This window comes from Paraburkholderia phosphatilytica (genome assembly GCF_003443895.1).
In the GTDB taxonomy this organism is placed as follows: domain Bacteria; phylum Pseudomonadota; class Gammaproteobacteria; order Burkholderiales; family Burkholderiaceae; genus Paraburkholderia; species Paraburkholderia phosphatilytica.
This window is the reverse complement of sequence record NZ_QQOA01000001.1, coordinates 198,596-219,978: the sequence shown is the minus strand read 5'-3', so window position 1 is coordinate 219,978 and position 21,383 is coordinate 198,596. Positions and strand designations below refer to the sequence as shown.

Annotated in this window: 21 protein-coding genes; 11 read left to right on the top strand and 10 right to left on the bottom strand. The window is 66.6% G+C overall.

Annotated elements, in window-relative coordinates:
• Nucleotides 1–91: 91 nt before the first annotated feature.
• Nucleotides 92–991 carry an SDR family oxidoreductase gene (locus DVS29_RS00910; RefSeq protein WP_118178536.1) on the bottom strand — a complete coding sequence of 300 codons (900 nt, stop codon included), beginning with the start codon at nucleotides 989–991 and terminating at the stop codon, nucleotides 92–94.
• Between the two features lie 94 nt (nucleotides 992–1,085).
• On the opposite strand from DVS29_RS00910, the gene DVS29_RS00905 reads away from it, so the two are divergent.
• Nucleotides 1,086–1,910 carry a helix-turn-helix transcriptional regulator gene (locus DVS29_RS00905; RefSeq protein WP_118178729.1) on the top strand — a complete coding sequence of 275 codons (825 nt, stop codon included), beginning with the start codon at nucleotides 1,086–1,088 and terminating at the stop codon, nucleotides 1,908–1,910.
• 36 nt (nucleotides 1,911–1,946) lie between these two features.
• On the opposite strand, the gene DVS29_RS00900 is transcribed toward DVS29_RS00905, so the two are convergent.
• From DVS29_RS00900 to DVS29_RS00885, 4 genes are all read right to left on the bottom strand, one after another.
• Nucleotides 1,947–2,876 carry a LysR family transcriptional regulator gene (locus DVS29_RS00900; protein WP_118178535.1) on the bottom strand — a complete coding sequence of 310 codons (930 nt, stop codon included), beginning with the start codon at nucleotides 2,874–2,876 and terminating at the stop codon, nucleotides 1,947–1,949.
• 39 nt (nucleotides 2,877–2,915) lie between these two features.
• Nucleotides 2,916–3,761: a carbohydrate ABC transporter permease gene (locus DVS29_RS00895; protein WP_118178534.1), complete on the bottom strand. Its 846-nt coding sequence runs from the start codon at nucleotides 3,759–3,761 to the stop codon at nucleotides 2,916–2,918.
• Nucleotides 3,758–4,648, bottom strand: a complete 891-nt coding sequence (locus DVS29_RS00890; protein WP_118178533.1) for a carbohydrate ABC transporter permease — start codon at nucleotides 4,646–4,648, stop codon at nucleotides 3,758–3,760. Before DVS29_RS00890 ends, DVS29_RS00895 begins: the two co-directional genes overlap by 4 nt.
• A 157-nt stretch (nucleotides 4,649–4,805) precedes the next feature.
• The gene (locus DVS29_RS00885) at nucleotides 4,806–6,038 is read right to left on the bottom strand and encodes an ABC transporter substrate-binding protein (RefSeq protein WP_118178532.1); all 1,233 of its coding nucleotides are present in this window, start codon (nucleotides 6,036–6,038) and stop codon (nucleotides 4,806–4,808) included.
• 287 nt (nucleotides 6,039–6,325) lie between these two features.
• On the opposite strand from DVS29_RS00885, the gene DVS29_RS00880 reads away from it, so the two are divergent.
• The 5 genes from DVS29_RS00880 to DVS29_RS00860 all read left to right on the top strand — a co-directional run bounded on the left by DVS29_RS00880 (nucleotide 6,326) and on the right by DVS29_RS00860 (nucleotide 10,804).
• Entirely contained in the window at nucleotides 6,326–7,099 is a 774-nt protein-coding gene (locus tag DVS29_RS00880) for an SDR family oxidoreductase (RefSeq protein WP_118178531.1), read from the top strand.
• 88 nt (nucleotides 7,100–7,187) lie between these two features.
• Nucleotides 7,188–8,270, top strand: a complete 1,083-nt coding sequence (locus DVS29_RS00875) for an ABC transporter ATP-binding protein (protein WP_118178530.1) — start codon at nucleotides 7,188–7,190, stop codon at nucleotides 8,268–8,270.
• 63 nt (nucleotides 8,271–8,333) lie between these two features.
• Entirely contained in the window at nucleotides 8,334–9,245 is a 912-nt protein-coding gene (locus DVS29_RS00870) for a MurR/RpiR family transcriptional regulator (protein WP_118178529.1), read from the top strand.
• Between the two features lie 162 nt (nucleotides 9,246–9,407).
• Nucleotides 9,408–10,490, top strand: a complete 1,083-nt coding sequence (locus tag DVS29_RS00865; RefSeq protein ID WP_118178528.1) for an aromatic ring-hydroxylating oxygenase subunit alpha — start codon at nucleotides 9,408–9,410, stop codon at nucleotides 10,488–10,490.
• A 47-nt stretch (nucleotides 10,491–10,537) separates the two neighbouring features.
• Nucleotides 10,538–10,804 carry a DUF3820 family protein gene (locus DVS29_RS00860; RefSeq protein ID WP_118178527.1) on the top strand — a complete coding sequence of 89 codons (267 nt, stop codon included), beginning with the start codon at nucleotides 10,538–10,540 and terminating at the stop codon, nucleotides 10,802–10,804.
• A 96-nt stretch (nucleotides 10,805–10,900) separates the two neighbouring features.
• On the opposite strand, the gene DVS29_RS00855 is transcribed toward DVS29_RS00860, so the two are convergent.
• The 3 genes from DVS29_RS00855 to DVS29_RS00845 form a co-directional block, all read right to left on the bottom strand.
• Entirely contained in the window at nucleotides 10,901–11,896 is a 996-nt protein-coding gene (locus tag DVS29_RS00855) for an aldo/keto reductase (protein WP_118178526.1), read from the bottom strand.
• 146 nt (nucleotides 11,897–12,042) lie between these two features.
• On the bottom strand, nucleotides 12,043–12,519 hold the full coding sequence (locus DVS29_RS00850; protein WP_118178525.1) for a VOC family protein: 477 nt from the start codon (nucleotides 12,517–12,519) through the stop codon (nucleotides 12,043–12,045).
• Nucleotides 12,520–12,560: 41 nt separating this feature from the next.
• Nucleotides 12,561–13,052 (bottom strand): VOC family protein, encoded by a 492-nt coding sequence (locus tag DVS29_RS00845; RefSeq protein ID WP_118178524.1) that lies wholly within the window; start codon nucleotides 13,050–13,052, stop codon nucleotides 12,561–12,563.
• A 305-nt stretch (nucleotides 13,053–13,357) separates the two neighbouring features.
• Here DVS29_RS00845 and DVS29_RS00840 point away from each other — a divergent pair, with 305 nt between their 5' ends.
• Nucleotides 13,358–14,116: a transglycosylase SLT domain-containing protein gene (locus DVS29_RS00840; RefSeq protein ID WP_118178523.1), complete on the top strand. Its 759-nt coding sequence runs from the start codon at nucleotides 13,358–13,360 to the stop codon at nucleotides 14,114–14,116.
• Nucleotides 14,117–14,143: 27 nt separating this feature from the next.
• On the opposite strand, the gene DVS29_RS00835 is transcribed toward DVS29_RS00840, so the two are convergent.
• The gene (locus tag DVS29_RS00835; RefSeq protein WP_240655419.1) at nucleotides 14,144–14,956 is read right to left on the bottom strand and encodes an IclR family transcriptional regulator; all 813 of its coding nucleotides are present in this window, start codon (nucleotides 14,954–14,956) and stop codon (nucleotides 14,144–14,146) included.
• Between the two features lie 82 nt (nucleotides 14,957–15,038).
• The gene (locus tag DVS29_RS00830) at nucleotides 15,039–15,923 is read right to left on the bottom strand and encodes an IclR family transcriptional regulator (protein WP_118178728.1); all 885 of its coding nucleotides are present in this window, start codon (nucleotides 15,921–15,923) and stop codon (nucleotides 15,039–15,041) included.
• A gap of 295 nt (nucleotides 15,924–16,218) precedes the next feature.
• Here DVS29_RS00830 and DVS29_RS00825 point away from each other — a divergent pair, with 295 nt between their 5' ends.
• The 4 genes from DVS29_RS00825 to DVS29_RS00810 all read left to right on the top strand — a co-directional run bounded on the left by DVS29_RS00825 (nucleotide 16,219) and on the right by DVS29_RS00810 (nucleotide 21,379).
• Nucleotides 16,219–17,178, top strand: coding sequence for an MBL fold metallo-hydrolase (locus DVS29_RS00825; RefSeq protein ID WP_118178521.1), 960 nt, complete (start codon nucleotides 16,219–16,221; stop codon nucleotides 17,176–17,178).
• A 78-nt stretch (nucleotides 17,179–17,256) separates the two neighbouring features.
• Nucleotides 17,257–19,071 (top strand): FAD-dependent oxidoreductase, encoded by a 1,815-nt coding sequence (locus DVS29_RS00820; protein ID WP_240655410.1) that lies wholly within the window; start codon nucleotides 17,257–17,259, stop codon nucleotides 19,069–19,071.
• Entirely contained in the window at nucleotides 19,068–19,271 is a 204-nt protein-coding gene (locus DVS29_RS00815; RefSeq protein ID WP_118178520.1) for a DUF2783 domain-containing protein, read from the top strand. The genes DVS29_RS00820 and DVS29_RS00815 overlap by 4 nt, the downstream gene beginning before the upstream one ends.
• 149 nt (nucleotides 19,272–19,420) lie before the next feature.
• Nucleotides 19,421–21,379, top strand: a complete 1,959-nt coding sequence (locus DVS29_RS00810) for a PAS domain-containing hybrid sensor histidine kinase/response regulator (RefSeq protein WP_118178519.1) — start codon at nucleotides 19,421–19,423, stop codon at nucleotides 21,377–21,379.
• Nucleotides 21,380–21,383 lie beyond the last annotated feature (4 nt).

The following is a 21,383-nucleotide window of genomic DNA, read 5'->3' as shown; positions in this document are numbered from 1 at the left end:
TTGGCAATGCAATGAGATATGGCACCGTGAACCGGCAGTGTCGTGCAGGCGTGCTCGCGACAGACGCGAACCGCGCATCGGCGTGAGCTCGTCAGCGCGCCGGCTCGAAATACTCAGGCTGACCGAGGTCCGCGAGCAGGACGGGATGCTCCGGTTGCCAGCCGAGACGCGAGCGCGTGATCTCGCTCGAACTCGGACAGTCGATCGCGGCGAAGCGCGCGAACCAGCCGAAATGGTCGGCGGCCTGCTCGGGCGTTTGCGACACCACCGGAATGCCGAGGCCGCGACCGATCGCTTCCGCGATGGCTTTGAACGGCACCCCTTGCTCCGCGATTGCGTGCCAGGTGGCGCCTTCAGCGTCGCGTTCGAGCGCGAGCCGGTACACGCGCGCCGCATCGAGCCGATGCACGGCGGGCCAGCGGTTGCCGCCTTCGCCAACGTAGGCGGACACGCCTTTCGCACGCGCGATTTCGATCAGACGCGGCACGAAGCCGTGATCGCCGAGGCCGTGCACGGTGGGCGCAAGACGCACCGCCGATACGCGCACGCCGCGCGCCGAGAACGCTGCCGCAGCCGCTTCCGGCGAACGGGGAAAGGACGCGATGGCCGCGCGCGCCGGCTCGTCTTCGGTCGTGACGCGACCCGGCGCGAGCAGCGCCACGCCGGACGTGACGATGAACGGCCGGTTGGAGCCCGCCAGTTCGTTGCCGATCGCTTCGATGGCGAGCCGCTCGTGCTCGGCATTTTCCGCGAGCTTCGAGAAGTCGTGATTGAACGCGGCGTGAATCACGCCATCCGCCTGCGCGGCGCCGCGTTTCAGGCTGTCCAGCGCTTCCAGCGAACCGCGCAGCACCTCGGCGCCCGCCGCGGCGACGCTTCGTGCGCCTTCATCCGAACGTGCGAGCCCCAGCACCTGATGGCCCGCCGCGAGCAAATCCTTGACGACCGCCGAGCCCACCCAGCCGGTCGCACCTGTCACGAATACACGCATGATCGATCTCTCCAGGGTTACGTGAGAGGTCAATATCGATCGTGGTCTTATCGTGGTAAAGTCGTTAGATTATCGTGTTATAAAAAGTACCATGATGAGCGACGACGTCTCGAGTCACGATCTGCTGGGCGCTTATCTGAAGGACCGCCGGACGAAGCTCGATCCCGCCACCTTCGGCTTTTCATCGCAGCGCCGCCGCACGCCGGGTTTGCGCCGCGAAGAAGTGGCGACGCGCGCGAATATTAGTCCTGCCTGGTATACGTGGCTCGAACAGGGTCGGGGCGGCGCGCCGTCGGCCGACGTGCTGGAGCGGATCGCCAGCGCGTTGATGCTGACGGACGTGGAGCGCGAGCATGTGTTTCTGCTCGCGCTCGGCCGGCCGCCCGAGGTGCGCTATCAGCGCAACGAAGGTGTGACGCCCAGGCTGCAGCGCATCCTCGACGGCTTGCATCCCATTCCAGCGATGATCCGAACCGCGACGTGGGACGTGATCGCGTGGAATCGCGCGGCCACGGTGATCCTCGTCGACTACGGCGCGCTGCCGCCGGAACAGCGCAACGTGCTGCGCTTCATGTTCCTCGATCCGCGCGTGCGGGCCGCGCAGTACGACTGGGAGAGCGTCGCGCGCTTCGTGGTCGGCGCGTTTCGGGTGGACGTGGCGCGCGCGGGCGCGGCGTCGGCGGCGAGCGAGCTGGTCGATGAACTGTGCCGGCTGAGCCCCGAGTTCGAGTCGATGTGGCGCGATAACAATGTCGTCTCGCACGTGGAAGGCGTGAAGCACATCCGGCATCCGGTGCTCGGTCCGCTCGCGTTCGAACACTCGTCGTTCGCGGTGGACGGGCGGCCCGATCTCAGCATGGTGGTGTACCACCCCGCGACACCCACGGACGCCGAGAAGATCAGCGCAGCGCTCGCCTAGCGCCGCGCGTCATCGTAATTAACGCATTCATCGTATTCATCGCTCCGCGTCGGTGATCCGCTGCAGCCGCACGAACTGCTTGCGTAACCGCGGCGCGGCGAAGTCGACGAACGCGCGCACCTTCGGCACCGCGAGGCGTCCATGCGGCGTCAGCAGATGCACGGGCACGGGCGCCTGCTCGCTGTCGCGCAGCACGATCCGCAGCAGACCGTCCTTCACCTGCTCGGCGACGTGATACGAAAACATCCGCGTCACGCCGCGTCCTTCCACCGCGGATGACACCGCGGCCTCGATGCTGTTCACGATCAGCCGCGGCGAGAACTGCACGACCTGCGGAATGCCCGAAGGATTCGGCGCGGGAAAGCTCCACGAATCGAGACCGAAATGCGTCATCGAGATGATCCGGTGCTGCGCGAGATCGGCGGGTTCGTCGATGCGCGGGTTCTTCGCGAGATAGCGCGGCGATGCCGCCACCACGCGGCGCACTTCGCCCACGGGTATCGCGACGAGCGTCGAGTCGGGTAGATGCGCGATGCGCAGCGCGACGTCCATCCCTTCGTCGATCAGGCTCACGGGACGATCCAGCATGTGCAGCCGGATCGAGACGGCGGGATAACGATCGATGAATTCGTCGAGCACCGGCCGCAGCAGTGTCTCGCCGGCGGCGACGGGCGCGGTGATCGTCAACAGGCCGCGCGGCGCCGAGCGTTCGCCTTCGGCCAGCAGATCGGCTTCCTCGAGATCGGTGAGGATGCGGCGGCACGCGGCCGCGTAACGTTCGCCGGCTTCGCTGAGCTTGATCGTGCGGGTGGTCCGGTGCAGCAGCGCGGTGCCGACGTGCGCTTCGAGGAACGCGATCGCGCGGCTCACGGCGGCCGGCGAGCGGCCTAAGCGACGGCTCGCGCCGGCGAGGCTGCCCTCGTCCAGCGCGGCCACGAAAACCTTCATTGCGTCGATGCGGTCCATGTCGTGTCGTTCACGAGTCTCGGCACCGCGACTGTACGCCTACTTCACCGCGCCGAGCGCGAGCCCCTTCACCAGATAGCGCTGCAGCCACGCGAACACGACGGACACCGGCAACGTCGCGCAGAGCGTCGCGGCCATCACCAGCTGCCACTCCACCGTGTACTTGCCGGCCACCATGTCGGTCACGACGATCGTCAGCGTCTTGTTTTCCGGCGAACGGATCAGCGTATAGACCACCGCGAACTCGTTCCACGCGTTGATGAAGGTGAAGATCGCGGTGACGGTGATAGCCGGCGTAGCGAGCGGCAGGAACACCTTGAAAACCGCGCGCATACGGCTGCAACCTTCTAGCCACGCGGCTTCTTCCAGATCGCGCGGCACGGTCTGGAAATACGACGACAGCATCCACACAGCGAACGCGATGTTGAAGGCGCCGTACGCGATAACCACCGCGGTCTTCGAGTCGACCATGTTGCCGTCGCCCCACGGGATCATCGCGGCGAGACGGAACAGGCCGACCACCAGCAGGATCGGCGACAGCATCTGCGTGACGAGCAGGAACTGCCGGTAGGTGCCGCTGCCGCGGAACGGGAAGCGCGCGAGCGCATACGCGGCGGGCAGGCTGACGACGAGCGCGAGCACGGTGGACGCGAAGCTGATCAGCGCGCTGTTCTTCAACGCGGTGCCGAAGTTCGCGGCGTCCCACATGTCCGCGAAGTTTTTCCAGTACCAGTGCACCGGCAGCCAGCGCGCCGGATACACGAAGATTTCGTCGGCGGGTTTCAGCGAGGTGAACAGCATCACCGCGAACGGAAACAGCACCGTGACGATCAGCGGCGCAAGCGCAAGCCAGCACCAGATTGTGCGTTTCATTTTGCTGCTCATACTGTCTCTCCCGTGGTCTTCGGCTGCAGACGCAGATAGAGCATCGAGAAGATGAACAGCATCACCAGCATGATCAGCGACACGGCGGCCGCTTCGCCCGGCCGGCCAAGACGGAAGCCGAGTTCGTACAGATAGGTGACGAGAATCTGCGTGCCGTTGTCGGGGCCGCCCTGCGTCATCACCCAGATGATCGGAAACGAGTTGAACACGTAGATGATGTTCAACAGGATCGCCATGTTCACGAACGGCCGCAGCAGCGGCAGCGTCAGCTTGCGGAACTGCTGCCACGACGTCGCGCCGTCGATGCGCGCCGCTTCGTAGATATCGCCCGGCACGGAAGAGAGCCCGCCCAGCAGGATCGTCACCGTGAACGGAATCGATACGAGAATGCCGACCGCGATTTCCACCGGAAATGCGAGCTCGGGCGTGGCGAGCCAGTGGATCGGACCGTGGATCAGCCCGAGCCGTTGCAGCGTGACGTTGACCATCCCGTAGTCGTCGTTGAACGACCAGCGCCATACCACCGCGGACATCGTCAGCGACACCGACCACGGCAGCATCACGATTGTGCGTGCGATGCCGCGGCCGTAGAAGTCCTGGTTCAGCACCAGCGCGACCGGCACCGAGATCAGCACCGTGCCGCCGACCACGAACGCAGTCCACCAGATCGTCCGGCGCACGGTGTCGAGAAACACCGGATCGGTGAAGATCCGCGTGTAGTTGGCGATGCCGTTGAAGTCGCGAATCATGCCGAAGCGCGACACCTCATGCACCGACTGGTAGACGATGTTGAAGAACGGATAGCTGATGATGAAGAGCGCCAGGATCAGACTCGGCGCTATCAGCAACCAGGGCGCCGTGGGGCGCATCGTAGCGGTGCGGCTCATGCGTGCTCGGTCGAAAGATGCGGCGGCCGGCTGGCGGCGCGCCACAACGAAAATGGGCCGGATACTCGAAACAGCGCCGGCACGCCGGATAAGGCGGACGTGCCGGCGATTCATGCGGCGGCCAGCGGGGAGCCGGCCGCTCTCGTCTCTTGCGTGCTTACTTGCCGAGCGACTGGTTCGCGGTCTGGGCAGCCTGGTTCAGCGCATCGGCCGGCTTCGCCTTGCCGAGGTAGACCGCCTGCATCGCATCCGTCACGGCCTTCGCGGTGTCTTCCCAGCCGGTGATGGTCGGCGCGAACTTCGCATGCGGCAGCAGTGCGACGAATGCCTTCGTGTCCGGATCGTTGAACGCCGGATCCGTCGCTTCGGCCTTCGTCGTCGGCAGGAAGCCTTCCGTGCTCGTGAACTCGACGCGCGGTTGCTTCGTGAACAGGAAGTCGAGGAACTTCCAGGCGGTCTTCTTCACCTTCGAGTTCTTGAACATCATGATCGAGTCGGTCACGCCGTACGTCGCTTCGGTCGTGCCGACCGGCAGCGGGTCGATGCCGTAGTGCAGGTTCGGCGCTTCCTTCTTGATCTGCTTCGCGAGGAACGGCGCCGAGATCATCATCGCGACGCGGCCCTGCTTGAAGAGGTTCTGCACGTCTTCACGGCTGTAGCCCGTCACGCCCGGCTGCGTCAGACCCTGGTCGATCATCGACTTGTACATCGTCGCGGCCTTCACGCCAGCCGGCGAGTTGAACGCGGCCTTGCCGTCCTTGCCGACCACGTCGCCGCCCATCGTCCACAGCGCGTAGTAAAAGTAGACGTCCGTTTCGATTTCCTTGCCCTGCAGACCGAAGCCCGCAATGCCCTGCGCCTTCAGCTTCTTCGACGCTTCGATCACGTCGTTCCAGGTCTTCGGACCGTTCGGGTAGCCGACCTTCGCGAGCAGATCCTTGTTGTAGTAGAGCGCGCGCGCCGATGCGGCGATCGGCAGACCGTACACCTTGCCGTTGATCTCGCCCGGGGCGAGGAACGGCTGGATGAAGCGGCCCTTGAAGCTCGGGTCCATGTAGCCGTCGAGCGGCTCGGCCACGTCGTCCTTCACGAAGTCGAGCAGCCAGCGCGTGCCGATGATCGCGAGGTCGGCGTTCGCGCCGCCCGTGATGTCCGTCTGCAGCTTCTGTTGCAGCGTGTCCCAGCTGACGTCCTCGATCTTGATCGTGGTGCCCGGGTTCGCCTTCTCGAATTCGCTGGCCATCTTCTGGAAATACGGCGCCGTCGCGTCGCTGTAGTGCGCGACCGTGACGCGGACCGTATCGGCCTGCGCGGCAGTGGCGAGGCCAGCAAAGGCTAGCGCAACGGCCATTCTGCCGAATGCAAGGGATGCACATGCACGTAACGACATTTCTATCTCCTGAGGGTGGTCCGCCGCTGGTGTGGTGGCGCTGGGTTGAATTGTTTGAAAAAATCCTACACAACAAAAAAAAGCGTGTCACGTAGGGATGTCGATATTTTTTTATCCGCGGGTTTGTGCCTAAGATGCTGTAAAAGAGGCATATTTTGTGCGGTGCGACGTACATGACCAGTATGTAGGACAGATGTCACGGCTGCACCGAAAACGGGCTCTGTAGGAAACTTTCAGCGTTGCGGCGGCCCGGAAAGCGGCGCCGGACGCGTACCACGAGGACCACCATGAATCGCGTAGTGCTGGTGACGGGCGCCTGCGGCGGGATCGGCCGGGCGCTTTCGAAACGCTTCGTCGCGGAAGGCGACGTGCTGCTCGCGCTCGACCGCGACGCCGCGGCGCTGGCGGCGCTCGTCGCCGAACTCGGTGCCGACCGGGTCACGCCTGTCGCCGTCGATCTCGGCGAGGCGGATGCGGTGCGCGATGCGGTGGCACGCGCGGTCAGCGAGCGCGGTCCGGTCGACGTGCTGGTCGCGAACGCGGGCTCGGCCACCGGCCCCACGCTCGCGAAAACGGACGCGGCCGCCTGGCAGCGCGACGTGCACCTGAACCTGAACGCGACGTACCACACGGTGGAAGCGGTGCGCGCGTCGATGGTCGAGCGGCAGCGCGGCGCGATCGTGCTGATCGGCTCGGTGAACGGCATGGCGTCGCTCGGCCACCCGGCCTACAGCGCGGCGAAGGCCGGCCTCATCAGCTATACGAAGGCGCTCGCGATCGAACTGGGACGCTACGGCATCCGCGCGAACATCGTGTGTCCGGGCACCGTGCAGACGCCGGCGTGGAAGAAGCGCGTCGAGCAGGACCCGCAGGTGTTCGAGAAGCTGAAGAAGTGGTACCCGCTCGGCGACTTCGCGACGCCCGAAGACATTGCCGACGCGGTGCAGTTTCTCGCGTCGCCGATGGCGCGCGTGATCACCGGCGTCGCGCTGCCGGTGGACGGCGGGCTGATGGCGGGCAACCGGCTGATGGCCGAGGAACTGACACTCGAATCGATCTGATATCGATCTGACAACGCGCCACGGCGAGACGACCGGACGGCAAAAACAGAACCGAGAGAACCGACTCACACCGAACCAAGAGGCAGGTATGGCGGCAGTGCAACTGAACGGCATTTTCAAGCGCTACGGCGACACCCAGGTCGTGCACGGCATCGACCTCGACATCGCGGACGGCGAATTCGTCGTGCTCGTCGGGCCGTCGGGCTGCGGCAAGAGCACCGTGATGCGGATGATCGCCGGGCTCGAGGAAATCAGCGGCGGCGACCTGATGATCGCGGGCGCGCGCGCCAACGCGCTGCCGCCGCAGCAGCGCAACATCTCGATGGTGTTCCAGAGCTACGCGCTGTATCCGCATCTGTCGGTGTACGAAAACATCGCGTTCGGGCCGCGCGTGCGCAAGGAGTCGCAGTCGACGTTCGGGCCGCGCATCGAGGCCGCCGCGAAGATGCTGAACCTGGGCGGCTACCTCGACCGGCTGCCGCGCGCGCTGTCGGGCGGGCAGCGGCAGCGCGTGGCGATGGGCCGCGCGGTGGTGCGCGAGCCGGCGCTGTTCCTGTTCGACGAGCCGCTCTCGAACCTCGACGCGAAGCTGCGCGTGCAGATGCGCACCGAGATCAAGGCGCTGCACCAGCGCCTGAAGAACACCGTCGTCTACGTGACGCACGACCAGATCGAGGCGATGACGATGGCCGATCGCATCGTCGTGATGAACGCGGGGCGTATCGAGCAGATCGGCCGGCCGCTCGAACTGTACGACCGCCCGGCGAACCTGTTCGTCGCGAGCTTCCTCGGTTCGCCTTCGATGAACTTCGCGACGGGCCAGCTCGCCGCGCGCGATAGCGGCGGTTTCGCGCTCGCGCTGGAAGGCGGCGGGCAGATCGCATTGCCGCCGGAAGTCACGCAGGGTTTGAGCGCCGGTGCGCAGATCACGCTCGGCGCGCGGCCCGAGCATATCGACGTGGTGACGGCGGGCGGCGACGTGGAGTTCGGTGTCGAGGTGATCGAGCCGACCGGCGCGGAAACGCATCTGTACGGGAAGATCGGCAACGCCACCTGGTGCGTGACCACCCGTCAGCGCGCGAGCTACGAGCCGGGTCAGCGGGTTCTGCTGCGGCTGCCGGCCACGCATCTGCATCTGTTCGATACCGCGAGCGGCCGCCGGCTCGGATGACGCCGCGCAAGCCGCCACCGAGCCACCGAACTTGAACGGACTCCATCCACGAGGAACGCCAGGGTGCCCGCGCCGAACCTGATTCCCCACATCCGCGGCGCACTGGCGACGCTGCGGCCCGCCGAGCGCAAGGTCGCCGAGATGGTGCTGTCCGACGTCGACTTCGCGATGCGGGCGAGCATCACCGAACTCGCGCAGCGCGCCGAGGTGTCCGAGCCGTCGGTGACGCGCTTCTGCCGCACGGTCGGCGCGGTGGGGCTGCGCGACTTCAAGATGCAGCTCGCGCAGAGCGTGGCGGGCGGGCTGCCGTATGCGTCGGCGGCGGTTGCGCGCGACGACGACATCAACGCGCTGCTCGACAAGGTCGCCGAGGCCGCGGCCGAAGGCATCCGCCATGCGCGCGAGGCGATCGACCCTGCCGTGGTCGAAACCGCGATCGCGGCGCTGTCCGGCGCGCGGCGCGTGTATTTCTTCGGCGTCGGCTCGGGCTCGGGCATTGCCGCGCAGGACGCGGCGCTGCGCTTCCTGCGGCTCGACATCGCGGCGTGCGCATTCACCGACGCGCACCTGCAGCGTCTCTACGCAGGCCTCCTCGAACCCGGCGACGTCGCGTTTGCGATCTCGCATTCGGGGCGCAGCGTGGAAGTCAACGAAAGTATTCAGATCGCGAAGGAGCGGGGCGCGACGACGATCGCGCTGACCAACGCGGGTTCGCGGCTTGCGTGGCTCGTCGATATTCCGCTGCTGCTGCGCCTGCCCGGCGCGGTCGATCCGAACACGCCGGGCGTGTCGCGGCTCGCGCATCTGTGCATGCTCGATGCGCTCGCCATTGGCGTCGCGCTGCGGCTGGGCCCGCAGACGCTCGAAAAGATGCGCCACGCGAAGGCGCGTCTGTCCGGCGAGATGTCGCACGAAGTGGGCGACACGAGCTTCCCGTCGCCGCTCGATGACGACGACGCGGACGAATCGGACTAAGGCTGAGCGCGCGCCGAGCCGCGCGGTGACGGTTCCCTCTTTCTCGATGCTTGCAGCGTTCGTGCGCGGGTGCGGTTACACTGGCTGCCTCATCGTGTTGCCGTGTGCCGCGGTTTCGGGCAACCCCGCCAACCCTGCCAATTCATTCGAGGATGCGTACCCATGCACGCAGTTCCGCCGCTCGCCAGCGACAGGCTGAAAGACGTGACCGCCGTGCCGTTGCACGATCTGCGCCGGGTCGATATTCACCCGAACCACTGGTATCCGCTCGCGTGGTCGCACGAAGTGAAGCGCGGCAAGACGCATGCGGTCACGTTCGCGGGCGACCCGATCGTGCTGGTGCGGACCGAATCGGATACGGTGTTCGCGCTCGAAGACCGTTGCGCGCACCGCCAGGTGCCGCTGCATAAAGGCGTGGTGGACGGCGAATCGATCCGCTGCTGCTATCACGGCTGGACCTACGACTGCTCGGGGCGCTGCATCGACGTGCCGTACCTGGGCCGTGAACGTCTGCCGAATGGCGTGCGTTCGTATCCGTGCCGCGAACATCACGGCTTGATATTCGTGTTCCCGGGCGATGCGTCGCTCGTGGAGCAGTCGCCGCTGCCCGAACTCGGCTCCGTCGACGACCCCGCTTTCCGCACGCGCCGCTTCGGCCGCGAGGTCGCGTGTCACTACTCGTTCATGCACGAGAACCTGATGGACATGAACCATCAGTTCCTGCACCGCAAGCAGATGGGCCAGATGAAGGCGCGCTCGCTTGGCCGCCGCAAGGGCGACGGCTGGGTCGAAGTGGACTACACGTTCACGCGCGAAAGCGGCAAGCAGCCGGTGGGCGAAGCGCTGGTGTTCGGCGAGCGGCGCGACGGCCCGAAGAAGGAAGCCAGCGACGTGATGACGATCCGCACCGGCTATCCGTACCAGACGCTCAAGATCCGCACCGCGGACGACACGATGGTGATGAACCTGTGGATCGTCTACGTGCCGCTGGACCGCCGGCAGCGCACCAACCGCACGTTCGGCCTGCTGTCGATCAAGCGGCCGAAGTTCGGCGTGCTGCTCGACGTCGCGTGGCCGCTGCTCGTGTGGTTCACGGAGCGCATCTTCAAGGAAGATCGCGAGATCGTGGAGAGCGAGCAACGTGCGCACGACGCTCAAGGCGCCGACTGGAACCACGAGGTGTTTCCAGTCATCAACGACCTGCGCGATCTGCTGCGCGAAAACGGCATTCCGGCGAACGGCTGAATGCGTTTGCCTTTCCGCGCCGCCTTGAACCCCGGTTTCGACACCTGATGGAACCGCTGACCGACACCGCCGCGCTGCAATTGCTGGTGACGCGCGAGATGCCGTATGGCAAGTACAAGGGCCGGCTGATCGCCGACCTGCCGGGACACTATCTGAACTGGTTCGCCCGCGAAGGCTTTCCGCCCGGCGAGATCGGCCGCCTGATCGCGCTGATGCACGAACTCGATCACAACGGGTTGAAGTCGTTGCTCGATCCGCTGCGTACCGTGCCGCGCAGGACGTTCGGGCCGGGGAGCAAGGGCGGCGGCGGTTAGTGACTGCCGGTCACGGCGCGGCGCGCTCGCGTCGAGTGACGTGCGCGCCGTTTGCGCCGATCGCACGCGCCGGCATAGACGCCGGTCTCTTGCGACCTATCGCGGCGCATCCCCCCAGCGGTATTCAACGGTCACGTCATCCAGCTTCGCCTTCAACCCGTCGTCGAGCTTCAAGTCGATTGTGGCCAGCGTATCTGTGAGCTGATCCGCGCGGCTCGCGCCGATGATCGCCGACGTGATCGTCGGGTTCGCCAGCACCCATGCGAGCGACAGCTGCGTGAGCGGCATCCCCGCTTCGCCCGCGATGCCGCGCAGTTTTTCGATCGTGTCGAACTCGCGCTCGTGCCAGTAGCGCTGCGCGTACATCGCGCCCGCCTTGCCCACCGTCTCCGTGAAGCGACCCTCCGACGGCTTCGCGTCGTGCCGATGCTTGCCCGTCAGCAGTCCGCCCGCTAGCGGGTTGTACGGCATCACCGCGAGGCCCTGTTCGTCGGCGAGCGGCAGCAGCTCGCGCTCGATCTGGCGGAACAGCAGGTTGTAGCGCGGCTGGACCGAGATGAAGCGCGCGAGGCGCAACGTATCGGCGCGGCCGAGCGCGAGCGCCAGCCGGTACGCGAGGAAGTTCGACACGCCGACGTAGCGCGCCTTGCCGGAGCGGACAATCACGTCGAGCGCTTCGAGCGTTTCGTCGAGCGGTGTCTCGCGGTCGTCGGAATGGAGCTGGTACAGGTCGACGTAGTCGGTGCCGAGGCGGCGCAGCGAATGGTCGATCGCGTCGAGCAGATGCTTGCGCGATGCGCCCTGATCCCACTGCGACGGGCCCACCTTGCCGCACGCCTTGGTCGCGACGATGAAGCGGTCGCGGCGGCCCTTCAGCCAGCGGCCGACGATTTCCTCGGTGCGCCCGGCAATGTCTTCGCTGCCGCCGAGCGGATAGACATCCGCGGTATCGATGAACGTGACGCCGGCGTCGGCGGCCTTGTCGAGGATCGCGTGGGCGGCGCTTTCTTCGCTCTGCAGGCCGAAGGTCATCGTGCCGAGACACAGGCGGGAGACGGTCAGGCCGGTGCGGCCGAACTTGCGGTATTGCATGGAAGGCTCCTGAAGCGGGGTGGCGGGGCGTCGCGGTGCTAAACGAAAAGCATAGCCGCTATCGCCGCCGGATGCCGGTGAGGCGGGCAGGGCGGTGTGTGGTGCCACCGCGCCCGCCATGCTTCAACAGAAGCCAAACCTCCCGCTCACTCCCCGCGATACGCCCGTTCCAGCGCCGGCAGGTCGAGCTTCACCATCTTCAAGAGCGCGTCCATCACGCGTTTCGACTTCGCGCGGTCCGGGTCCCGCAGCATGTCGCGCAGCTTGATCGGCACGATCTGCCACGACAGCCCGAAGCGATCCTTCAGCCAGCCGCATTGCTGCGCCTCGCCGCCGTCGGCGCAGAGCTTCGACCACAGCTCGTCAACTTCCTGCTGCGACTCGCACTTCACGAACAGCGAGATGGCCGGGGTGAACTGGAACATCGGGCCGCCGTTGAGCGCCATGAATTCCTCGCCCTCCAGTTCGAAGGTGACCGACATCACGCGGCCCGGCGTGCCGGGCGAACCTTCGCCGTAGCGCGTCATGTCGGTGATCCGCGAGTTGGCGAACACCGACGTATAGAAATTGGCGGCCTCTTCGGCGCGATTGTCGAACCACAGGAACGGGGAAATCTTCCGCATGATGTTGCCTCGCGAATGTGAGGTGAACGGTGGAACGGCCGTTATGCGGACGTGCCGCACTCCGGCTTCATTTCGGCCATCGCCTTCTGCATGTCTTCGGGCGCGACGTCGCGCAGATGCGTAGCCATCGACCAGCGGTGGCCGAACGGGTCTTCGATCTGGCCGTAGCGGTCGCCCCAGAACATGTCGGTGGGCGGCATCACGGCTTTCGCGCCGGCGTCGACCGCCTGCTTGAACGCGGCGTCGACGTCCTTCACGTACAGATGCACGACGACCGGCGTGCCCTTCAGCGATTTCGGGCCGAACGAGCCGTGCTCCGGCATTTCGTCGACGAGCATCACGGTTGCGCCGTTGATCTGCAGCGACGCGTGCATCAGCTTGCCGCTGCCGTTCGGCGCGTGCAGGCGGACCGTTTCGGTCGCGCCGAAGGCTTTCTTGTAGAACTCGATGGCCGCGGCGGCGCCGTCGCAGATCAGGTGCGGGATCAGGGCGGGCAGCGTCTCGGGGCGCGTGTTGCTGGCTTGCGTGGACATGACTTTCTCCATGACTGGACGGGAACGGGTTCGGGACGAGCGGCTGCGATCGTTCAGCGCGGCTCTATCCCCACGACGAGCGGCGCCGACCTGAATCGACACGACGGATCGAATTTAATCGTCCTCGGGCGTGGCGACCAGTCGGCCAATCGGCATAGGGCAAATGCATCGCGGCGTTTCGGAGAAATCTTCCAGGCAAAGGGTTTCAAATGCCCGTTCGACGCGGGTTTTCCCCGGTGCTATGTGCAACCCGCGTACTACCTGGGTACCGCGCTTAGTCAGTGTCGTTGTCTATAATGCCGCCCATGTTGCCCTCCCGCCTTTCGCGCCCGGCGCTCCGCCGGCTTCTCCCGTTGCTCGTGCCGCTGGCATTCGGCCCTGGCGTCGCGCTGTCAGCGACCGCTGCGGGAGCCGACGCCGCGCCGTCGGTCGCGGGCAGCGCGGTGCTGGAGCCGGTTGTGTCTGCAACCGCGCCCACGGCGGCATCGTCGGTGTTCGTCTCAACCGACGCGACGGCGGCCGCCATCGCCACCGGCCCGATCCCGGTGCCGGCCTCCGCGGACGCGGCGGCAAGCGGCGCACAGCCGAACGACGCGCGCCGCATGACGGACATGTTGATGAAGAAGTTCGGCGTGGCGCGGGAAAAGGCGCAGCGGATCTCGACGGCAGTGATGCAGTCCGCATCGAAATACTCGCTGCCGCCGGCATTGCTGCTGGCGATCATCTCGATCGAATCGCGCTTCAAGGAGAACGCGCGCGGCGGCCATGGCGCGACGGGCCTCATGCAGGTCGTGCCGTCGGCCCACAAGCAGCTGGTGCGCAATCTCGATCTGACCGAGCCCGAGCCGAACATCGATGCCGGTTCGGCGATCCTGCACGGCTACCTGCAATCCGCACGCGGCGATGTGAAGGCGGCGCTGAAGAGCTATGGCGGCTCGAAAGCCTATGCGGAAAAGGTGACGATGCAGGCGCAGCGTTTCGAGCCGGCCGTCGCAGTCAGCGAGGCCGCGGCCGGCCAGTTCGACGCCAACGCTGTGCCCGCCTCGATGGTGGCGCCGCATTGAGCGGCCCGGCTGTTCTCGCGATGGCCCCTACGCCTGGCGGCTGCTTTCGCCCGCCGCAATGAACCCGAAACGCTTCGACAGGCGCCGCGTGGCCGCCAGCAGCGCGTGTGCGGCCGCGCCTTCGCCTTCGCTGTCGAAGCTCCCGGTCGTGCCCATGACCGCGATCGCGAGGCAGATGCTGCCAGTGTGATCGAAGACCGGCGCGGCCAGCGTGCTGATGCCCGGGATCGGCTTGTCCAGCGCGGCGTCGAGCCCGTCCGCGTGGATCTGCGCAAGCCGCTGCCCGTACGCGCCGGCCTCGGACGACGCCAGCGACGTAAGTGCCGACTCCGCCTCGAACGCCTGCGCTGCCTCGACGCCGGCGAGCCGCAGGTGATCCTGCGCGAGCAGCCTCTCGCGGACATCTTCCGGCAGCCACGCGGCGAACACGCGGCCGATCGCGGTGTTGACGAGCGACATCACCGTGCCGACGCGCAGGCTCACGTGCACCGGCCGGGCCGCTTCCTCGAGCCGCACGACGGTCGGGCCGAGCGGACCGAGCACTGCCATCGCGACGCTCATGCCGCTCGACGCGGCCAGTTCGACGATCTCCGCCTCCGCCTCGCGCGCCGGCGACAGCCGTTGCAGGCCGATCATCCCCAGCTCGAACGCGAGCGGGCCGGCGGCGAACCAGCCCGACCGGTCCCGTTCGATGAGCCCGATCTTCTGCAGACTGACGAGGTGCGGAAACGCCTTCGCGGCGGGCATGCCGGCAAACGCGGCGAGATCGCGCAGCGACAGCGGCCGGCCGACCGCGACGAGCGCGGCCAGCAGCTCGCCCGTGCTGTCGAGCGACTGGATGCCGCGCTGCGGTTTCGTGGAGCCGGTGCCGGCGCCAGTGCCGGCAGCGTCGGGGAAAGAATCGTCGGGCTGGTCGGTCACGTCAGAGGGTGGTTATCGAGGGAAGGCCGAGCGCGCCCGCTTCGGCGAGTTCGGCGCTGATGGCCGAAGCCGTGGCGGACAGCGCGCGGGCGACGGCGCCGTCCCACGCGACGTCGATCGCGCCGGTCGGGCCGACGGCGGTCAGCGCGAGCTGTAGTTCGCCCGCCGCGTTCAGCACCGGCGCGGCGATGCTGCTGACGCCTGGGCTCGGCGAATCGATGCTGCGTTCCAGGCCCCGTTCGCGGATTGCCGCCAGCGTCTTCGCGAACGCGGCCGGCGTGCTGCCGGCTGGCGCGAGTTCGACGCGATCGGGCGACTGACGCGCCCACATCGCGTCGCGCTGCGCGTCTGGCAGGTACGCACAGAAAATGCGGCCGGTGGTGGTGGCCGGCAGCGACATCACCGTGCCGACGTGCAGGTTCACGTGCAGCGGCGAGCCGGCGCGTTCGTAGCGGACGATGGTGGGACCTTGCGGCCCCGCGAGCGAGATCGCGATGCTGAACCCGACCTGTTCCGCGAGCCTGGCCACGCGCGGCACCGCGGCACGAAATGCCGGCCGCAGCTCGACGTGCAGCAGCCCGAGGCGTAGCGCGAGCGGGCCCGGCTCGTAGCGGCCGGATAGTTCATCGCGCTTGATCAGACCGAGCCGCGACAGACTCACGAGGTACGGATGCGCCTGGCCCGGCGCGATCTGCGCGGCCTGCGCGAGATCGCTCAGCGCGAGCGGCGTGCGCGCGCTCGCGAGCGCCTGCAGAAGCCGGCCGCCCACTTCGACGCTCTGGATGCCGCGCTGCTGGCGCGCGGGCGGCGCGCTGTCGGCGTGGTCCGGAGTCGTCTGGCTGTGGGCGCCGCGCGTCTTCGCGGTCGGTGGTGCGGATCGTGTCACGCCGCTCTCTGTCAAAAAAAGCTCATGGTAAACGAACCCTGCTCCGCTTCGATACGCGATCCGTCCCCGCGCGATGCATCGCTTGCTACGTCCGCACCCGGAAATTAATTTATAACAATTAGATTAGTCATTGACAAATAAGCGGCGCATTGCCTACTATGTATTCACCCCGCCACCAGGCGTCGACAGAGAATCGAAGCGGGGCGAGACAGATCCCCAGCCGTCGCCGCGCGCCATTGCGCGGCGCGCGCGTGTCGCGTCTCGCCCCGCGTTTTCATCACCGGAGGAGACACACATGGCAAAGGCGTTCGCATCCCAGGCCGATCTCGAAGTGAAGCAGGTCACGTGGACCCAGCTGTCGGAAAACGCATACGCGTACACCACCGAGGGCGATCCGAACTCGGGCGTCATCATCGGCGACGACGGCGTGCTGATCGTCGACACCACGGCCACGCCCGCGATGGCGCAAGACCTGATCGCGAAGATCCGCAGCGTCACCGACAAGCCGATCAAGTACGTCGTGCTGTCGCACTACCACGCGGTGCGCGTGCTCGGCGCGTCCGCGTACTTCAACGAAGGCGCGCAGCAGATCATCGCGAGTCGCGGCACCTGGGAGATGATCGTCGAGCGCGGCGAGGCCGACATGAAGTCGGAGATCGAACGCTTTCCGCGTCTCTTCGCCGGCGTCGAGACGGTGCCCGGTCTCACGTGGCCGACGCTCGTGTTCGAGCAGGAAATCACGCTCTTCCTCGGCAAGCTCGAAGTGAAGATCGCGCATCTGGGCGCGGGGCACACGAAGGGCGATACGGTGGTGTGGCTGCCGTCGCAGAAGGTGCTGTTCTCGGGCGACCTCGTCGAATACGACGCCGCCTGCTATTGCGGCGACGCGCAGCTCGAACAGTGGCCCGCCACGCTCGAAGCGCTGCGCGCGCTGAACGCGGACAAACTCGTGCCCGGCCGCGGCCCGGCGCTGACGTCGCCCGCCGAGGTGAACCAGGGCCTCGACTACACGAAAGATTTCGTCACGACGCTGCTTGGCCAGGCGCGCAAGGCGGTCGAACAGAAGCTCGACCTGAAGGCTTCGATGGCGCTCACCCGCGAAGCGATGGACCCGAAATTCGGCCACGTGTTCATCTACGAGCACTGCCTGCCGTTCGACGTATCGCGCGCCTACGATGAAGCGAGCGGCATCGCGCATCCGCGCATCTGGACCGCGCAGCGCGACAAGGACATGTGGGCGGCGCTGCAGGACTGACGCGCGGCTGCGGTCACGCGCGGTTACGACGGGGCGCCACGCCCCGCGCAACAGAAGAATTGATGGAGACACAGCGGTATGAACACGAGCATGGCGGCCCCTGCGGGCATCGACTATCAGGCGCTCTCGTTCGACTATCTGCCTTGCCGCGAGCAGCAGGGCGGCGACGCGATCGTGCATCCGGCGATCGTCGTCGGCGCGGGCCCGGTTGGTCTTTCGACGGCGATCGATCTCGCGCAGCAGGGCGTGCCGGTCGTGCTGCTCGATGACGATTGCACGCTGTCCACGGGTTCGCGCGCGATCTGCTTTTCGAAGCGCACGCTGGACATCTTCGACCGGCTCGGCTGCGGGCAGCGGATGATCGACAAGGGCGTGAGCTGGAACGTCGGCAAGGTGTTCCTGCGCGACGAGCTGGTGTACGCGTTCAACCTTCAACCCGAAAGCGGCCACGCGCGGCCCGCGTTCATCAATCTCCAGCAGTACTACGTAGAAGGGTATCTGCTCGACCGCGCGCGCGAGTTGCCGAATCTCGAGATCCGCTGGAAGAACCAGGTGGTCGGTCTCGCGCAGCAAGGCGAACCCGGTACGCCTGAAGCGTTCGTCACGCTCGCGGTCGATACTCCGGACGGCCAGTATTCGCTGTGCGGCCGCTACGTCGTGGCGGCCGACGGCTCGCGCAGTCCGATCCGCAATCTGATGGGCCTCGAAAGCAAAGGGCGCATCTTCAAGGACCGCTTCCTGATCGCCGACGTGAAGATGGAAGCGCCGTTTCCGACCGAACGCTGGTTCTGGTTCGACCCGCCGTTTCATCCGAACCAGTCGGTGCTGCTGCATCGGCAGCCGGACAACGTGTGGCGTATCGACTTCCAGCTCGGCTGGGACGCGGATCCGGCGCTCGAGAAAACGCCGGAGCGGGTGATGCCGCGCGTGCAGGCGCTGCTCGGTCCCGATGCGAAGTTCGAACTGCAATGGGTCAGCGTCTACACGTTCTCGTGTCAGCGGATGGAGCGGTTCCGGCACGGCAACGTGCTGTTCGCCGGAGATTCGGCGCATGGCGTATCGCCATTCGGCGCGCGCGGCGCGAACAGCGGCGTGCAGGATGCGGAGAACGCCGCGTGGAAACTCGCGGCCGTGCTCACGGGCGCCGCTGGCGACGCGCTGCTCGACTCGTATGCGAGCGAACGCGAATTCGCCGCCGACGAAAACATCCGCAACTCGACCCGCTCCACGGATTTCATCACGCCGAAAAGCCCTGTAAGCCGCGTGTTTCGCGATGCGGTGCTGACGCTTTCGCGAGAGCACGCGTTTGCGCGGCAACTGGCGAACAGCGGGCGGCTGTCGGTGCCCGCGGTGTTGCGCGATTCGCCGCTCAATACGCCCGACGCCGATACCGACACGTTCGAAGGCGCGATGGTGCCGGGCGCGGCGTGCTGCGACGCGCCGGTCACGGTAGCGGCGCGCGACGGCTGGCTGCTGCCGCATCTCGGGCAGCGCTTCACCGCGCTGCTGTTCGCTGGCGCCGCCGGTGTCGACCCGGCGACGCTTGCCGCGCTGCGTGGCGTTCAATGCGGCGGCGTGCCGATTCGGCTGGTAGTCGTCGTCGCGCCCGATCATGCGGCTTCGGTGCAGGCGGCGGGCGAGATGGCCGACATGAGCGTGCTGGTCGACACGCAAGGGCTCGCGGCGCAGCGCTACGGCGCGCGGGACGGCACGCTCTATCTGATTCGCCCCGATCAGCATGTGTGCGCGCGCTGGCGGACAGCCGACGTCAATGCCGTTCGGCAGGCGCTTGACCGCGCGCTGTGCGTGGCTGCCGGGTCGTCGATGTCTCCGGGCGGCGGGAGCGCGGACAGCGCAACGGCCGTCAAACTCAACCCGCAGGTGACCGCATGAGCACGTTGAACACCGCACCGAATCTCGCGAAGCCCGACGACTTCTACGAAGCGCTGATCGACCTGCATCGCGATCTCGACGACGCGCAAAGCCAGTCGGCCAACGCGCAGTTGATCCTGCTGCTCGCGAACCACATCGGCGATCACGCGGTGCTGCTCGAAGCGCTGCGGCATGCGCGGGACGGCGCGCTGCGCAAATAACAGCATTCTTCACCGCGTTCTTCGCATCGACACCCGTCATCCTGTAAGGAGGGCGACGAAAACCCGACGATTCCGTACCCGTGACTCGTATTTATGCGTCATACCTCGCGGTGTACACTGCCTTTTTTGACATTCCTCAGCTTTCGGCCATGACCAACAGGGGTGAGAAGACGTCGGCGCATTCGTCTGTCGCGCACTCGCATCCTGCCGGCGGCAATACCCATCTGGCGGATATCAGCTTTCGTACCTTCGTCGACGCCATCGCGGACTACGCGATCTTCATGCTGGACACGTCCGGCTGCGTCGCCAGCTGGAATCCAGGTGCCGAGCGCCTGAAGGGTTACACCGCCGCCGACATTCTCGGCCGGCACTTCTCCTGCTTCTATACGCCCGACGCGATCGAACGCAAATGGCCCGACTACGAGCTCGAACAGGCCGCCAAGGTCGGCCGCTTCGAGGACGAGGGCTGGCGCGTGCGCAAGGACGGCACGATGTTCTGGGCCAACGTCGTGATCACGGCGCTGCACGATCCAGGCGGCCGCTTGAGCGGGTTCGCGAAGATCACGCGCGATCTGTCCGACAAGCGGATGCAGGACGAAGCGCTGCGGCAGAGCGAGGAGCGCTTCAAGCTGCTGGTCGAGCGCGTGCGCGACTACGCGATCTTCATGCTCGATACGGACGGCAACGTCGTCACCTGGAACGAAGGCGCGACGCAGATCAAGGGGTATCAGGCCGACGAGATCATCGGGCGGCATTTCTCCGCCTTCTATCCCGCCGACGACCGGCGCGCCGGCAAGCCCGAGCGCGAGCTGGCGATCGCGAAACGCGAAGGCCGGGCGCTGGACGAAGGCTGGCGCGTGCGCAAGGACGGCTCGATGTTCTGGGCGAGCGTGACGATCACCGCGGTCTACGACTCGCGTCACGAACTGCGCGGCTTCGCGAAGGTGACGCGCGACATGACGGAGCGCAAGCGGCTCGAGGAACTGGAGCAGTCCGAGCGCCGGATGAGCGAGTTCCTCGCGACGCTCGCGCACGAACTGCGCAATCCGCTCGCGCCGCTGCGCAACGCGGTCAGCATCCTGCAGACCGTTGCGTCGTCCGATGCGGTCGTCGCGCAATGCAGCGACATGGCCGCGCGCCAGGTGTCGCAGCTCACGCGCCTCGTCGACGACCTGCTGGACGTGGGTCGCATCACTGCCGGCAAGATCGACCTGCGCGCGGCGGCGGTGACCGTGCGCGAGATCGTGGAACGCAGCATTGAAGGCGTGCTGCCGCTGACCGACGCGCGCTCGCAGCGCATCGACGTCGCGCTGCCCGACGAGCCGATCCAGCTGCATGGCGATGAAGCCCGGCTCGTGCAGGTCGTGCAGAACCTGCTCAACAACGCGTCGAAGTTTTCACCGGCGGGCAGCGCGATCGACGTGCGCGCCGTCGTCGAAGGGCGCACCGCGCTGATCGAGATCGCCGATCGCGGCTGCGGCATCGCCGCGGATCAGCTCGACTCGGTCTTCAATCTGTTCGTGCAGGAGTCGCGCAACCGTAACCCCGCCGATAGCGGGCTCGGCATCGGGTTGACGTTGTCGCGCTCGCTCGTCGAGCTGCACGGCGGCGCGATCACCGCGACGAGCGACGGCCCCGACACGGGCAGCACGTTCCGCGTGCGTCTGCCGATCGCGCGCGGCACGCAGACCAGCGCGTCGGACAGCGCGCCGGGCGCGCCGGGCGATGCGAATCACACGGCGGTGCGCGTGCTGATCGTCGACGACAACCGCGATGCCGCCGACAGCCTCGCGCTGCTGCTGCAGATGAAGGGGCATCAGGTGAACGTCGCGTATCACGCGCGCGACGCGGTGGGCGAAGCGCGCAGCTTCGAGCCGGACATGGTGCTGATCGATCTCGCGATGCCGGATGTGGACGGCTATGCGCTGCTGCGCACGCTCAAGGCGATGTCGACGCTGCACCGCGCGAAGTTCGTCGCGCTGACCGGCTTCGGCCTCGCGGAGGACCGGCGGCGCACCCACGAAGCCGGCTTCGACGCGCACCTCGTCAAACCGGTCGACCTCGCCGTGCTCGACGAACTTCTGGCGAACGCGGCGCAAGCCAGCTGAAGCT